Raw genomic sequence first — 16167 nt, 5'->3', positions numbered from 1 at the left:
GCGTATGCTTTATCTGTTGTCCAACACGGCTTTTCTTGCCAACGCTTCTAAGTAGAAGTAGTCGGCGTAGTTCAGCGGCACATCCACCTCGCTGCCTCCGGGGAAGTGCCCCGTGGAGTGCAGCAGCAGGAAACCGTAGTGAGTGCCAGCTTCGGCTTGATAATGCTTGTTCAGGCTGCTCACAATCTTGTCGGCTATGGTGCGGTATTGCTTGCCCTTTTCGGGAGCCACATAGTTGCAAAGCTCGTACAGACCGGAAGCTATGAGGGCGGCGGCGGAAGCGTCACGCGGCACGTCGGCGTTCACCTTCTCCGGGGTGCAGCCGTTCACGGCGGGCATCTTCATGTCCCAGTAGGGGATGAAGTCGGCGGGCATGTTCTTCAGGTTCAGGAAGAAGTCGGCCACGCCTTCGCTCTGCTTCAGGTAGGCGGGGTCGTGGGTGAAGCGGTAGCACATAGCGAAGCCGTATAGCGCCCAGCCCTGTCCGCGACTCCAGAAGGAATCGTCGGCATAGCCCTGATGGGTCTGTTTCAGACGGACGGCGCCCGTTTCGGGGTTGTAGTCCACCACGTGATAGGAGGAATAGTCGGGGCGGAAGTGGTTCTTCATGGTGGTGTTGGCATGTTGCACGGCTACGTTCCAGAATACGGAGTCACCGGTCAGTTGTGTGGCGCGGAACAGCATCTCCAAGTTCATCATGTTGTCAATGATAACGGGATAGTTCCATTTGTCACGGTTGTGGTCCCATGAACGGATGCTCCTCACCTTCGGGCTGTAACGGGTAATCAGCGTGCGGGCGCTTTGCAACACCACATCTTTGTAAGAACGTTCTCCGGTCAATTCGTAAGCCTTGCCGAAGCTGTCGTACATCATAAAGCCCAGGTCGTGTGTGCCCTTGTGCCATTTGGCTTCCTCAATGGGCCACGTCCAACTGATGGCAGACCGACGCCAGAAGTCGTCATGTGTGTAAGCATACATCTGCCACAGCGAGCCGGGGAAGAATCCCGAACACCAGTCGTGGGGATGGATCATAGCAAGCGAACCGTCCTTGTTGATGCTGCGCGGCTCCACGCGGCGGCGGGCGGCGTTGGGTTCCTCTTTCCGTGCCTTGTCGGCGCACTGCATGGCAAATTCTAATTGTCCGGCGGCAAAGGCATAGGCGTTATCCACCTCGGTGGGCTGCACGTACAGCAGGTTGAAGATATCGCGCAAGTTCAGTATGCGGTGTGCATTATAAAGGTTCAGATAGTGCTTTTCTCGTACAGCCTGTTCTTCGTTTTTCTCATTCCCTACGTACATTGCCGTGCGGTAGAGGTCTTTGCAGAAATTCTGCTGTGCGCCTTCCCAGCCGCTTATCTGCTGGTAAGGCCATTCGTTGAGGCTCTTACCCACGTAGGAGGCAAGGAAATCCATTGCTTTGTAGAAGTTGCGTCCGTCTGCAGAGGTGGCGTTGTCAATGGATATATTCAGCTTCTTGGCCATCAGCAGGATGTCGATGAAGTGAGTCAGGTTGTACTGCGAGTAGTGGAAGGCGAGCGTGCGTTTCAGTTCGTGCGGCTGCTTTCCGTCCGGCTCTATCTGAGTGAAGATGCGCTTGGCAGGCAGGGCGCTGATGATTTCCTGAGCTAACTTCCTGTTACCGTTGTAGAGGGAGAAAGCTATGATCTGGGCATCGTAGGCCACGCTGTGGTTGTTGGCTCCGGCGGCTTCCTCCTTGCCTTGTTCGCTGGTCAGCATCCATGTGGTCAGTTTGGCAAACCAGGCTTTCAGCAGCTTGCTGTCCTTCGGGGTGAAGGCTTTGGATTGCTCTAACAGTGCCACGCCGTCCAGCATCTCCACGAAGGAGTAGCTGTCTATCAGGCCGTAGCAGCGGCCTTTGTTTCCGTATTGTCCCGGTATCACTTGGGCATAGTCCAGATTGGGATTCATGCGTGTATCTTTGTTTAGGAACCATACGCGTATCAGTTCTGTGGCTTTCTGTGCATAGCGTTCATCGCCGGTGAAGTACCAGGCCAGGGAAAGGGTGGTGATACGTTCGGCAGTTGCACCGAGGCGGTTGCGGTCCAGCTTGTTTATTTCAGGATTGGAGAGGCCGTCACGGGTGATGTAGGGCAGGCCATCGGGCTTCGTGGGGTCGGGCCAGGTGTATCGTGCCTGACTCATGTAGTCGTGCTTGTCTCCGCTTGCAGGGACTTTCTCTTTCTGCATCACGGAGAGGGGCTGAGCGTCCAGCATCTTGTCTGCTTGTGCCTTCAGGTCTTGACAGGCAGTGGCGTAATAAGGCCGATCGATGGATTGCTTTACTTGTTTCAGATGACTTGCGTCCCATACGGACTGCCCCCACATCGGCATGGCGACCAGCAGTAGGGCGGCAAGCAATTGCACAGTTTTTCTTTTCATGGTGTTATTGTTATGGATTAATAGATTCTTCTCAGCTTGATGCCATTCAGGAAGCAGGTTCCACTGTTAGCTTGGAAGCGTATTTCGAGGCGGTCGGTATCGTTGCTTACAATGTACTTTCTTCGCAGGGCATTGAAGTGGCCACTTTCCCGGCAGGGAGACAGGTTCGCTTCGATGGACTTGCCGTTGGCGGAGATGCCGAAGGAGTTTCCGTTACTTGCGGTTTCTCCGTTGCCGCGTCCCAGGAGGTAGGCGGTGGTGTCGTTCTTGCGGAAGATGTCCGTAAAAAGCAACTCCACTTCATACGTGCCTTGCGGAACATCGAAACGGTAGCCTTCAATGCCTTGTCGTGCGGTCTGGAAAAGCGGGCCGTCGGTAGTATTCCTGATTTCCGTCTGTGTACCTTGTTCTTTGCCGCCGATGTAGCCCCAGCCGCCTTCGGTGTAAGGTTGGTCGGGCAGCCACGCCAGTTGGCTTTCGTCGGAAGTGAAGAAACAGTTGCTGCCTACGTTTACGGCAAGTTCGAGGGAAGAAGTTGCCGGGGCGGACATCGCTTCTTTCAGGTTGGCGGGTATAGCTTTGAAGCTGACTTTCAGCGCATCGTACACCGTGGAAGGGCGCATCCGGTTTGCCTGCATCGGCATGCCGTTGCCCGGCGTGGGGATGCCTTGCGCTTGCAGCATTTGTTCTCCGTCGGTGAAGGGAACATCGAAAACGGCAGTGTAGTTCTCCACCTGCTTTTTTCCTAAAGACAATCCATTGATGAACAATTCCACTTCCGGCAAATTGGTGTAAATCTTGACAGGCTGGATAACTCTTTCTTCACCCTTCATTCTTCGTCCTTCATTTTCCACGATTCCTGTCCGGTGCGTCCAGTCGCGGCTGGCAATGTGCAGCACGGGGATGTCTTTGCGCCAAGCGGCCTTGTAGTAGTAATACACATCCTTCGGCGTGCGGTCGGAGCAGACCAGTCCCTTGTTGTTGATGCGGGGCATGGACTCATCCCTCAGTGCGGAGGAGAAGTCGATGAAATTCCAGTGTGTGCCGCCGCATACGTAGGGTGTATTTTCCAGTACGGGCAGGTAGTGCTCCAGGTATTTCTGCTGGTATTCGATGCTGAAGTCAAAGGCGCGGGGAGTGAGCGAATGTAGTCTCCGGTCGGAACCTGCGCCGTATTCGCTGACAATCATCGGATGGGTGGGGTAGTTGTGGTGCTGTTCTTCGAGGAATTTTTCAAATCCCGTGAGGTCACCGCCATACCAGCCTTGGTAGAGGTTCCAGCCCACAATGTCGGTGATGCTGCCCAGTCCCGTTTTATTATAATCGTCGCTGCCATGGAAGGCCATGGTGCTGATACGGGCGGGGTCTTCCTCTTTCAGTGCCTTCTCCAGCCGGCGGGCAAGGGCGAGAGTACGTTCCAGTACGGGCTTCAGTTCGGCTTCTGTCTTGTAGCGGCGCTGGGTCACGAGCAGAATCTCGTTCATATATCCCCAAGTGATGATGCTGGGGTGGTTGTAGTGCTGGCGAATCATTTCGCGCAGGTTGCGTTCGCAGTTGTCGCCGTAACCCGGAGTGTCGGGCACGATGTCAATGACGGGGATTTCTTCCCAAGCCAGCATACCTATCTTGTCGCACATTTCTAAAAGAGCGTCATCCTGCGGATAGTGCGAGATGCGGATGAAGTTGGCGCCCATCTCTTTCATCAGGTGGAAGTCGCGGCGGTGCATCTCGTCCGTCAGGGCCACACCGATGGGCTTTTGGTCCTGATGGCGGCAGATGCCGCGTAGCTTGTAGGGCTTCCCATTGAGGAAGAAACCCTCGTTGCCGTCGAAGTGGAACCATCGGAAGCCGGTGTAATGCTCGCTTTTGTCCAGTACGGCTTTCGTCTTGCGGTTGCGCAGAATGGTTTCCACCCGATAGAGACTGGGCGTTTCGGGTGTCCAAAGCTGAGGGTGAAGTACGGGGGCTGTTTCGGTGCTGAAAGCGTAAGTCTCATCCGGTTTCAGTTGTATGGATTGTTTCTGTGTTTGCAGGAGGCTTCCGTCCGGTTGATAGACGGAGTGCACCAGTTCCAGTGCGGCTTTTTCGGCAGCGTCGTTCTTCACTTCGCCCCGTATGGATAGGATGGCTTTCTCTTCGGACACTTGCGGAATGCTGATGAAGATGCCGTCCGAGCCATGATTGGTCAGGTTGAAGTGCTGCCGGGGTACGGCAGTCAACCACACGTCCCGGTAGATGCCGCCGAAGAAAGTGAAGTCTCCGGAGATGGGAGCGATGTCTTGGCGGGCGTTGTCCACACGGATGGCTATGACGTTGTTGCCTCCAGATAGGAACGGAGTGAGATCGAGTGTGCAGGCGGTATATCCTCCGGCATGTTCACCGGCATTCTTTCCGTTGACGAAGATGGTTGTCGCTTTACTGGCGGCTTCCATTCTCAGGAAGATCCGCTTTCCCGTCCAGCCTTCGGGCAGGGTGAGTGTCCGGCGATACCATCCTGTACCCCGGTAGTAATCTTTCTCCGTATAGGCATCGGTGTTCCAAGTGTGGGGCAGGTGTATGTTGTTCCATTGGCTGTCGTTGAAAGCGCTGTCCGCAGCAGCGGCGCATTCGCCTTTCAGGAATTTCCAGCCGTCGTTGAGGGTGAATGACTCGCGCTGTGCATGGGCAGGCGATGCAAAAGCCAGAAGGAGTGCGGTGGCTGCACACCACATTGTTGTTCTGTGCCCGTAGTAGGTATGTATCAGCTTCTTCATGGTAAAAGGTAGTGAAATGATTAATGCAAGCAGATAAACAAGAGTGACGGAAGCACAGACCGTGATTCCGGCTCCGCCACTCTGAATCTAAATACAATCTTTTAAACTTTAAAAAAGCATGAAGGCTATTTGATGGTTACTGTCACGTAATAGTTCTCGCTGAAAGCACGCACTTCGTATTCATTCGTTTTCACGATGGTGGTGCTGCTTACATCTGTAGCGTCAATCGTCTTTGCAGGGTCAAAAGTCAATACTCGGAGTTTCCCTTTTGTTCCATTCAAGGCTTTTATATAGACGTTCTGGCTTCCCTTCAGCGCATTTGCCCACGTCATGCTGTAACTGCCGTTGGCATCGGGGATCAATGCCGTGCCGTTGGCATCCACTACCTGATAGTCGGTTCCGCATACCAACTGAGGTTCTGTATTATCTTTGTTTTGAGGAACCGCAGAGGTGTAATAACTCACTACCGGACTGTACGGACGATTGTAGGCGCTGAAGAAGTAGGTAGGAACCTCTACCGTTTCTCCTTGTTTCACATTGTATTGCAACTCGTTGCCGCCGGGATATTTCACGTTGCCCAGTCCGTAGTAATAGATGTGTTCCATTTCCGGATTGTTGTTGCTCCAGTCATCGTCACCGCAACTGCTGAATAAGCCGCAGGCAGCGACCATTGCCAAAAGTATCGTTAACTTTTTCATATTCTTTCTTGTTATATTATACTATTAATTCTTTGCGTTTCCCCAATGAGGGTTCTGTTTCACTTGTCCTCCGGAAGTGCTGATTTCGTAGGTAGGAACCGGATAGAGGTAATCCCTTTCCGGGTCGAAGCTGCGTGAACCGCTTTCTTCAATCACGAAGATGTTGCTTTGGTCGTACAACTTTTCTCCTTTATATTTTCCTTCGGCATCGGTCAGGCGCCCGCCTAATTCTTTCTCTTTCACGGGAGTCTCGTCGGCATTGTAGAGCAGGCCGAGGACGGCTTTGGGCAGTACCTTCTCGGCGGTCTTCCAACGGATGATGTCATCGTAGTGCAAACCTTCGTCGATGAATTCCACCATGCGTTCGCGACGGATCTCATCGAGCATGTTCAGCCCGTTGGCCTGTGCGAAGACGTTGGTCAGCGCTACGTTGAAGCCGGCACGGCGGCGTATGGTATTGACGGTTTCATCCAGCTTCTGGTCGCTGATGTTTCCATTGTATTCATAGAGGGCTTCCGCATACGAGATCAGGATTTCCGCATAACGGATGATCATCTTGTCCAGTGTCTCCTTGCCGTTGGTGGACCATTCGCTCATGATGAAACCTTTCTTGATGGGATATCCGTAGCCGTGTGCCTGGTCATCGGTCTTGAACGGCGTATAAACACCTTTGTACGCACCAGCTTCACCGGCGGCATACAGAGTCATGGCGAGGCGCGGGTCACGGTTGCCGGTGATGTCACTGTACTTCACTTCCGGACGTACTGTCAAAGAAGATTTCTCACGAGGCAGCCCGTCGGAATAAAGGAAGTTGTCCACCATGCTGCGGGTTACGGCGGCGGTGTTCTCCAGTCCGCGTGAATTGTTGTGTGTGATGATGCCCGCATCGTTCGGGCCGTAAATCTTGACGAATACACTTTCCTTGTTCTTCTCTCCTTCACCGGCAAAGAGGAACAGATCTTTGAAGTCGGGATAGAGCGAGTGCTTCTTCTCTGTATAGATCATGGATTCGGCAGCGTCGATGGCTTTCTTCAGGTGGGCTTTGTAGTCGCCGCCGGGTGTCTGGTGGTATTTCTTGTGTGTACCTTCATACAATCCGATGCGCACTATCATGCCGAGGGCTGCAGATTGGGAAACGCGTCCCCAATCGGTTCCGGATAACTTGTCTATTGAGGGCAGATGATTTACGGCAAACTCAAGGTCGGTGTAGCATTGTTGGATGACTTCTTCACGTGGGTCGCGCGCACGTTTTATTTCCGGATCGCCGGTGGTGTCGAATACTTTGAGAATCAAAGGCACATCGCCATATTTCTTCACTAAGTCAAAATAGTGGTAGGCACGGAAGAAACGTGCTTCGGCTGTCCAGCGGTCTTTGGCACCTTGCGTGAGGGGAGCAGTTTCACCCTTAATGATAATGTTGTTGCACACACCGATGCGGTTGTAAGGGTATGTCCAGTCGTTGGACGTGCCGGGCACACTGCGGTTGCCGCTGGATACTCCGTCCTGATTGGGGCCGACTAATTCATCCGAGCGTTTGTCGTGTGAGAAGCCAGGCAAGTCGATATACAGTCTGTTGCAGGCGCCGCGCAGATCGGTTTCCGATTTCCAGAAGTTGGTGTCCGACAATTTGGTTTCAGGCTCTACGTCCAGCGAGCAGCCGGTAAAGAGTAGAGCAACAGTGAATAAAGCAACTATTTTTTTCATGATAATCATTGGAGTTTAGAATGTTACGTTTAAACCGACTGTCCAGGTACGGAAGAACGGGTAAATGTTTCTGTCGGCCTTGTTGCCGATTTCCGGATCGAATACGGAAAGCATGTTGCTGTGCTCCCAGATGTCTTCTCCGGTGGCATAAATTCTCACGCGTTCCACGTATTTCTTGAGAACCGGAAGCGTGTAGCCTACGGTCACGTTTTTCAGGCGGATATAAGCACCGTTTTGTACCCATCTGTCCGAAGTCTTGAAGTTGAAGTCGTTGCCCTTGTATTGGTAGAGGCGTGGCCAGAAAGCGTCTTGGTTGTCCTCTGTCCAGTAATCGCGGTGGATGGTCCACGGCATCATATAGTCCTGATAGAGAGGAGCAACGGCAGAAGGATCGAGAACGACCTTGCGTTTTCCCACTCCCTGGAACATGATGGAGATGTCGAAGCCTTTCCATTGTGCGGCGAGGTTGATGCCGTACAGATAGCGCGGGTTGGAATTACCGAGGCATACCAGATCGCCCGGATCTTCGGGAGTGGCGCCACCTACGCCGATTTCGTGGTCAGGATTGCCCTGTGCCACGTATTTCACGTCACCGCCTGCCACTTTGCCATCGTTGAAGGATTTATAGCCCGGATGGTCTTCCTTATACTTCAGGTATTCTTCGCGGCTTTTCCAGAAACCGTCGGTCTTGTAACCCCAAATGGTATTGAGCGCATAACCTTGCAGCAATTCGATAGAGCCGGCATAAAGGTTGCTGGCGCCGTCATATTCCACCAGTTTGTTGTCACTGTCGGAGATATTGATATTGACTTGATAGCTCACCTCCTTGATCTTGTCTTTCCAACCGATGTTGAAGTCCCATCCCCAAGTTTTCAGTTTGCCGATGTTCATCTTGGGTACGTTGATGCCTATCTGGTGAGGCAATTGGAGGGAAGAAAGCATGTCGTTGTTGTATTTCCAGTAATACTCAAAACTTCCCGTCAGGCGGTTGTTGAGGAGGCCGAAGTCAAAGCCGATGTTGCTTGTTTCAATCGTTTCCCAAGTTTTGTCTTTGGATGCCAAGTCTGCCTGGTAGAACCATTTTTCACCCATATAGGTGGCAGGTATGTCTTTTTGGCTGTTGTTGATCAATGGAATATAATCGTAGAGTCCGAGGATGGCGCCGTTGCCGAGTTGTCCCCAAGAGGCGCGCAGTTTCAACTGGCTTATCCAGTCCACCTTGAACCAGCTTTCTTCGCTGATGCGCCAAGCTGCCGAAACAGACGGGAACGCCTTCCAACGCTTGTCGGGTGTCAGGCGGGAACTTCCGTCATAGCGTACATTGGCCTCCAGCAGATAGCGTTCCTTGAAGTTGTAGTTGATGCGCCCAAAGTAGGACATCATTTTCCACGGTTCGATGTTGTCGCCTATCTTCGTGTTGGTGTTTACGGAAGAATCATAGTAGTTGAACGAGAAGAAGTCGTTGGAGTTCATATTACTGGCAGTGGCATCCATCTCGTCTTTGCGGTATCTTTCGTAAGAAGTACCGGCAAGTATGTTGAAATTGTGCGTGTTGTCCTGCAGGCTGAATGCATAGTTGGCAGTAGCTTCCACCAAATCATGATAATCGGAGTTCTTCTTTTTATAGAGGGAGTTGGGTGTGCCGAAGCTGTTACGGATGCTTTTTCCCAGACGGTCTTTCCAGTACAGGGTGCGTGCCACACTGTTCTCCATATAGTAACCTGCCTTGCGTGAAGCGCTCAGGTTGATGCGGAGCCCTTTTACGATATCTTTGATGGTCAGGTTTGCTTTGCCGGTGAAGGCTTCGTACTTGGTAGTCTTGCTGCCTCCGTTCTTCATGACATCGATAGCGTTTACCTGTAAGTCGCCGTTGTAGATATTGCCGCTTTCATCTCCTTCGGGATTATAGATAGATTGGCGTCCGCGTGCGGAATAGAGCAGGTAAAACAATCCGGTGGAACCATAAGACGGTTGTTCCACTTCGGTGGACTGGTATTGTACGTTCAGACCTAAATCCACATATTTGTTTACGGAAGTGTTGACTTTGGCAAGCAGGTTATAGCGGTCGTTGCTGTCTGTTCCGTATTTTAGCAGTCCATTTTTGGTATAATAGTTGGCAGACATCATGTAGTTCATGTTTTTGCTGCCGCCACTGATGGATATGGAGTGACTCTGCTGCGCCGTACTTTTCTTGGTTCCTTCGGCTACCCAGTTGGTTGCTTCAAAGAGATCCCAACGGCCGTTGGACAACGGTCGTGAATTGAAGTTCGGGTTTCCTACCCAAGATGCTTTTTCGGCAGTCCATTCCGTCTTGCCTGTGGTGGGGATGCGGCTTTGGTCTATAAAAGCCTGTTCTTCCCATGCCGTAAGACGTTCGGGCATATTTCCCGGAGTATTGATGGCGTAGTAGCCGTTGTAGGTGATGCGAGGCTTGCCTTCTGCCCCGTTCTTGGTGGTGACCAATACCACTCCGGCTGCGGCGCGTGCACCGTAGATGGCACAAGAGGCGGCATCCTTCAATACGGAAATGGATTCGATGTCATTGGGATTGACCAATGCCAAATCGCCTTCTATGCCGTCAATCAATATCAGGGTAGCGGTTTCGTTGACAGAAGAAGCACCACGAATCTGCATGCCTGATGTTTCGCTACCCGGCTGTCCGCTTTTGCGGGTGATGCTGACACCCGGCAGTTCGCCTTGCAAAGCAGCAAGAGCATTGCTGGATGGTTTGGCGGCAATCTTGTCACCTTCTATGGCCGATACGGAACCCGAAAGGTTTACTTTCTTCTGTACGCCGTAGCCCACAACTACCACTTCCTGCAACGCCTTGGAGTCTTCGGCCAGCCTGATGACGCCTTTCACGTCAGAGGCTTTCATCTCTACCGTCTTGTATCCTATATAGGAGAATACGATCGTAGATCCGGAAGTTACTTGCAATGTAAAGTTTCCGTCGATGTCTGTGATGATGCCGTTGGTCGTACCCTTTTCCTGAATAGATACGCCGATAAGCGATTCTTGGGTTCCGGCATCTACCACTTGTCCTTTTATGGAGACGCTGTTTTGGGCGAGTGCCCCTAAATTAGAGAGGAAAAGCATGCAGCAGACAGGTAATAGTAGCCGCATCAGTTTCCAAGAATAAATCTTTCTTCTCATAATACATAGATTTAAATATTAATAATTGTGCGTTTAAGCGAAAGCGAAATTAATGATCATATCGGTCGGATATGTATAAATCGTTACTTCAAAGATTTCTCAATGCTGTATTCCGATTACATCAGAAAAAGGAGATTTGGTGATAATAATAGCTGATTATGAGGTGATTCTTATTAAAAAGCATTACATCAGGCAATACTGTTACAGAAAGTCATTATCTTTGCTGTCATAAATCTTAAATGTGGTTGCTATGAAGCGAGAACACTTTTTCTTTTCTCTCCTTTTGTTTTTGTTGGCAAGTGTCTCGGCAAATGCCGGCTGGCAATATCCCGTTACGAACTATACCCGGCATGTTTATCAGGCAGGAACCCAAAACTGGATGCTGACACAGCATGACAACGGATGGATTTACATAGCAAACAACAAAGGTCTGCTGGAGTTTGATGGCACAAACTGGCACACTTATTCCGTGCGCAATGCCAAGTTACGGGCAGTAAAGAAAGGTGATGACGGAAGAATTTATGTCGGTGGAATCAGTCAATTCGGTTATTTTGAACCTGATAAACTGGGCGGATTGCATTATCAGGAGTTGTCCGACAGCCTGCTGACTCATCTCAATATCGGTGTAGTCAGAAACATTCTGGTGGACGGAGCACATGTCTATTTCCAGGCAGACCGTTACATCTATTATCCGGGAGACGGGAAGACTGAATATGTCGATTACAAAAACCAGATTTCCGCTTCCGCGCTTTTCAACCACAAGCTGTATGTTGCTTCGGAAGAGGGGCTGTTTGTACTGAACGGCAAGAACTTTATCCCGGTAGCAGGAACGGAGCAGACCCGTAAGCTCAAGATTGTAGCCATGCTTCCTTATAAGAATAATCTTTTGCTGCTGACGCGCAGTGACGGAATCTTCATGTACGATGGGCTCAACTTGCGGAAATACATTACTCCCATTGAAGATTTTCTTTTGCAGAAGCAGATGTATGGTGCACATGTCCGTGGCTCCCTGCTGGCATTGGGCTCCGTGCAGGACGGAGTATGCCTGCTGGACCTGGAGACAGGAAAGGCGAAGCGGATTTCCACTGACTATGGATTGCAGAATAAAACGGTGCACGGGCTGCTGTTCGATGCGGATGGTAATCTCTGGCTGGCATTGGACAACGGCATCGACTATGTGCATCTCAACTCCCGCCTCTCATCCCTTCATGGAGGCAGTTCGCAGATAGGTTCCGGATATGCTTCCTGCTACTATCGGGAATCCCTTTATTTGGGAACCAATCAGGGTGTCTATCGCACGGCACTCCACGATATTCCGGGGGAGAAAGATGTCCCGATGGAGTTTGTCAGAGGGACGGAAGGGCAGATATGGTCGTTTCTGTCCTACGACGACAGGCTGTTCTGTGCTTCGGATGACGGCGTTTTCTTGATCGGTGACGGCGGCTGCACGGAGAAGGTGGGCGATATCAAAGGTGTGCGTAGCCTTGTGCCCCTACCCAACCGCACTGATGTATTGATAGCCGGCACGTATGGAGTGAACCGGGGGCTTTACTTGCTGATGAAACAACAGAACCGTTGGGTGGTGGCAGCGAAGATAGAGAACTGTGACATTTCTTGCAAAAGTCTGTTGGCAGAGAGTTCCACGCTGCTGTGGGTCACAAACAAGGGGAGGGGCGTTTTCCGACTGTTTCTTTCGGACGATCTGCGCCGGGTGAGGCAGGAAAAGAAATACAACAATTTTCCCATTGACTATGATGCCCATCTCTCGTGGATTGGCAATGAAATAACGGTTGCTTCCCATTACGGGCTGTGGCGGTTCGATCGGGCGAAGGACAGCTTGGTGGAATATCATGAAATGGAGCGTCTGCTCGATGGGAGAGTGGCATATACCTATATATCCGAGGATGCCGGACACAACATCTGGTATGCGGCAGGAGGTATTCTTAAATTGCTGCGTTATGAGATGGACAAGAAGGCGTATCCACGCCGGCCTGAGTGCTTTCTGAAAGGAGCGCTGGTCGAGAACTTCGAGAGTGTGTCAGTGGTGGACGGCAGTGCCTTCATCAGTACGGAAGACGGGTTTTCCAAGCTGGAATTGTCTCCTGTCTCTGCCGAAAGGGATCATTTGTATCTGCAAATTCGCCGCGTATATCTCACGGGGCGTCGGGACTCGCTGATATACGGGCGCAGTTACCGTTACCGTGATGAGAAGGTAGTTATTCCCTACGCATACAATTCACTTCGTATAGAATATAGCGTGAGCGATTATGGTTCATCCCAACCCACTCTTTTCTCCTACTGCCTGAATCGTGATGGTGAAGAAGGCCATTGGAGCGAATACAGTGAAAATTATACGAAGGAGTTCACTGCCCTGCACGAAGGAAAATACACTTTTAGCGTAAGGTTGATGACAGACAGTATTGACAAGCCGTTGGTCACTTCCTTTACTTTTGAGATTCTTCCGCCGTGGTATCGTACTTGGTGGAGCTATCTGGCCTATGCCGTGGCGGCAACTCTCCTGCTGTACTATGTTTACCGGCGCATCATGGACAGCCGCAAACATCTGCTGATGCAGAAAGAGCTGGAACTTTACCGTCAGAAACAGAAATTCAAGAAAGAGAGTGAACTGAAAGACCAGACGATTGACTCCTTGAAAGAGGAGAATTTGCAGTCCGAGTTGCGGCACAAGTCGGAAGAACTGGTACAGACCACCCTGAACATCGTGCGGAAGAACGAGATGCTTCTGGATCTCAAAAAAGGTGTGGACAGCATTTCCCATTCTCTCAACGAGAACGATCCGGCATCGCTCCGCCGTCGGATAGTGCGATTGCAGGGACAGATTGCGACGAACATCGAACATGATGATGATTTGCAAGCGTTTCAAGCCACCTTCGACTCCGTACATCATGATTTCTTCAGGCATCTGGAAGAAGCCTATCCCACACTAAATAATAAGGAGAAACTGCTTTGCGCCTACATTCAGATGAACCTGCTCACCAAAGAAATCGCTCCGCTGCTGAATATTTCCGTGCGTGGCGTGGAGATCAGCCGCTACCGCCTACGCAAGAAGTTGGGTCTGGAGGAGAGAGATAGTTTGGCGGAATTCCTGCGACGGTTCTCCAAATAACTGCTTGTGATGCTATACTTCCCATGCTTTTCCGGTGGCAATATAGCTGCCTCTCTCCTTTTTGTCCGACACCGGGGGACGGGGCATTCAACACCGGGGAACGATGTGTCCGACACCGAGGAACGGGGCGTTCAACACCGGGGAACATTTCCGTACTCCTTATCTGTAAGTCTGCCCCACCGGACAGAAAAATAAGATGGCAGGAAACATCCCGCTTCCTGCCATCCCAAACAACCTTAAAACCTAATAAAACCAATATTCATCAATTTATGAAAGAAAATATTTATCTTTCGGCTGCCTCGTTTGCCTTGATGGGCCATCCCGGATTCTGGTAAATGGGGGAGGTGCTTACTGTTTCACCGTCGGAGGCGGTAATCAGGAAGTGGCTTAGGGCGATGGGAGACAGGTAGTGTGCCTGGCAGAAGAACAGGCCGTTGTAATACAGTCCGCCTTTGGACACTTGGTAGGGGCGCAGGTAGGTGCTCAGCTCCGGTGAGGAGATGGTGTTCTCCTTATCCCCTTTGCCATATACCAGCAGCTTGTCGAACTGCGTGCCCAATTCCGGCTTGTTAGGATTTACCAAAGCGGAGAAGGCCGTCTTGTAGTCTTCGATGATGGGTCCCCACAGCTTGAAGCCTTCTATCTGGAAGCCGTTCAGTTGGTCCATGGCACGCCAGCGCAGGAGGTCGTCATAGCGGTAGCCTTCGCCGATAAATTCGTCGCGGCGTTCGCGGCGGATGTTGAACAGCGTTGCGTCCGTCAGCAATGTGCCTTTAGAGTAAGCTCCCCAGTCGTAGAGGGCTTCCTTGGCCATATCGGTGGCGGCGATGGTCTTGTTGTAGTCTTCGTCCACGCCTGCACGTTTGCGGATGGCACGCCAGTACTTGTCGGCATTGGCATCCAGCGTATGGTTCTTCTCGTAATAAGCTTCGATGTAGGTGATGTAAGCTTCCGCTGCGCGGAACATGACGGCTGCGGTCTGGTCTTTGTTCAAGTCCTGGTCCAGCAGGTCGTGGGAGTAGCCTTTGCCTATCAGATAACCCGTAGCGGTGGAATACTTCACCTGATCGGTATAGATTTCCGGGGTCTTGGAGAACTTTTCGGGAGAAGGGCTGTTGATAAAGGTCTTCACTTCACCCGGAGCTTTCATGAAGAGACGCCAGCGGTCGTCACGGTCAATTTTCGTATCACCAATGTAGTCATCCCCCTTGTAGCCACTGCCTGCGGCATAGACGGGCAGGCCGTTCTTCATCAGGAAGGACTGCTCCATCTGGTGCGTGTAGCCGCGGGCGTAGCCATAATAAAGGTGGTGGTTGTAGTCCGTGCCGATGCTCAGGTCGCGGCTGTAAGGGCGATACATCAGCACCTCGGAATATCCGTTGGGATTGGTGCTGGCAAACATGTCGTAATAATCGTTGGCTGGTTCACTGGCACTTTGCTGAATGGAACTGTTGTTGGGCGTCAACTGTACGGCATCAGCCACTTGCTTGGAAGCATCAATGGCTTGGTCGAGGAAGAATGCCACTTCATTCTCCGCACTTCCGCTGGGGAATTGGTAGCCTTTGTTGTATTCCTTCTCTGCTCCCGGCCATCCGCTGCCGTTGGGCACGAGGGCTGTTCCGGCATGATACTTTTCCCAAGTGGCTTCAAAGAGGGCTACGCGGGCTTTCAGTACCAGTGCCGCATTCTTGGTGATGCGGGCTTTGCCGCCGTCGGGATTGTTGGTCAGGTAGCTGATGGCTTTATCCAAATCTTCGAGGATGAAGCGTGCCACTTCGTTGCGCGGGCGGCGTTCGGAGGCTTTGGCCAGCACTTCCTGATTGTCGGGCAATACTTCCTTGACAATGGGGAAATCACCGAGTTTGCGCATCCGGTAGAAGTATTGGTAAGCACGGATGAAGTACCCTTCACCGATGTAATGCTTGATGTTGGTGGCATCACCCTTGATGATACCTGCTTCCAGGTTCTTCTCGGCATTGTTGATGAAGTAGTTCATCTCGTAGATGCGGTTGAACTCCCAGTCGCCACCGCTTGCGCCGACTTTCCATTCGCCGATGAGGTAACGGTTGTTGCTGCTGCGGGTGGTGGCGTTATCGGTAGCCAGTTCCGCACCGTAAAGATTGTTCAGTGAAGGAAAGTTGTCTGTATAATACTTGATGGTGTAGGCAGCCAACTGGCTTTCTTCTACCAGGTAAGTTTCGGGCGATACGCTTGAAGGTGGTGTGATGTCCAGATAGTCGTCACAAGCGGTTGCTGCCAGCAGGGTGCATCCCATCAGCAGGCTTTTCAGTATATTCTTGTATTTAATAGTTCTCATATTCTGATTGATTCT

Annotated in this window: 7 protein-coding genes; 1 reads left to right on the top strand and 6 read right to left on the bottom strand. The window is 51.5% G+C overall.

Annotated features, from left to right (window positions below; genetic code table 11):
• Window positions 1-9: 9 nt before the first annotated feature.
• The 5 genes from BACHE_RS03065 to BACHE_RS03045 all read right to left on the bottom strand — a co-directional run bounded on the left by BACHE_RS03065 (window position 10) and on the right by BACHE_RS03045 (window position 10708).
• Complete coding sequence (locus BACHE_RS03065) at window positions 10-2400, bottom strand: alginate lyase family protein (protein WP_013546242.1); 2391 nt, start codon at window positions 2398-2400, stop codon at window positions 10-12.
• Window positions 2401-2417: 17 nt separating this feature from the next.
• Window positions 2418-5153, bottom strand: coding sequence for a glycoside hydrolase family 2 TIM barrel-domain containing protein (locus BACHE_RS03060; RefSeq protein ID WP_013546241.1), 2736 nt, complete (start codon window positions 5151-5153; stop codon window positions 2418-2420).
• A 125-nt stretch (window positions 5154-5278) separates the two neighbouring features.
• Window positions 5279-5851, bottom strand: coding sequence for a hypothetical protein (locus tag BACHE_RS03055; RefSeq protein ID WP_013546240.1), 573 nt, complete (start codon window positions 5849-5851; stop codon window positions 5279-5281).
• Window positions 5852-5875: 24 nt separating this feature from the next.
• Window positions 5876-7555, bottom strand: coding sequence for a RagB/SusD family nutrient uptake outer membrane protein (locus tag BACHE_RS03050; protein ID WP_013546239.1), 1680 nt, complete (start codon window positions 7553-7555; stop codon window positions 5876-5878).
• 15 nt (window positions 7556-7570) lie between these two features.
• The gene (locus tag BACHE_RS03045; protein ID WP_013546238.1) at window positions 7571-10708 is read right to left on the bottom strand and encodes a SusC/RagA family TonB-linked outer membrane protein; all 3138 of its coding nucleotides are present in this window, start codon (window positions 10706-10708) and stop codon (window positions 7571-7573) included.
• 250 nt (window positions 10709-10958) lie between these two features.
• Between BACHE_RS03045 and BACHE_RS03040 the strand changes: the two genes are divergently transcribed.
• On the top strand, window positions 10959-13835 hold the full coding sequence (locus BACHE_RS03040) for a ligand-binding sensor domain-containing protein (RefSeq protein ID WP_013546237.1): 2877 nt from the start codon (window positions 10959-10961) through the stop codon (window positions 13833-13835).
• A 283-nt stretch (window positions 13836-14118) separates the two neighbouring features.
• Here BACHE_RS03040 and BACHE_RS03035 read toward each other — a convergent pair whose 3' ends face one another.
• Window positions 14119-16152 (bottom strand): RagB/SusD family nutrient uptake outer membrane protein, encoded by a 2034-nt coding sequence (locus BACHE_RS03035; protein ID WP_013546236.1) that lies wholly within the window; start codon window positions 16150-16152, stop codon window positions 14119-14121.
• Between the last annotated feature and the right edge of the window lie 15 nt (window positions 16153-16167).

The sequence above is a fragment of the Bacteroides helcogenes P 36-108 genome (assembly GCF_000186225.1).
Classification (GTDB): domain Bacteria; phylum Bacteroidota; class Bacteroidia; order Bacteroidales; family Bacteroidaceae; genus Bacteroides; species Bacteroides helcogenes.
Note: the sequence above shows the minus strand (reverse complement) of the source record. Positions and strands in the feature narration are given on the sequence as shown.

Coding starts and splice junctions, on each gene's coding strand:
- BACHE_RS03045 (WP_013546238.1), bottom strand. CDS start 10,708: ATGAGAAGAAAGATTTATTCTTGGAAACTGATGCGGCTACTATTACCT.
- BACHE_RS03050 (WP_013546239.1), bottom strand. CDS start 7,555: ATGAAAAAAATAGTTGCTTTATTCACTGTTGCTCTACTCTTTACCGGC.
- BACHE_RS03040 (WP_013546237.1), top strand. CDS start 10,959: ATGAAGCGAGAACACTTTTTCTTTTCTCTCCTTTTGTTTTTGTTGGCA.
- BACHE_RS03055 (WP_013546240.1), bottom strand. CDS start 5,851: ATGAAAAAGTTAACGATACTTTTGGCAATGGTCGCTGCCTGCGGCTTA.
- BACHE_RS03060 (WP_013546241.1), bottom strand. CDS start 5,153: ATGAAGAAGCTGATACATACCTACTACGGGCACAGAACAACAATGTGG.
- BACHE_RS03035 (WP_013546236.1), bottom strand. CDS start 16,152: ATGAGAACTATTAAATACAAGAATATACTGAAAAGCCTGCTGATGGGA.
- BACHE_RS03065 (WP_013546242.1), bottom strand. CDS start 2,400: ATGAAAAGAAAAACTGTGCAATTGCTTGCCGCCCTACTGCTGGTCGCC.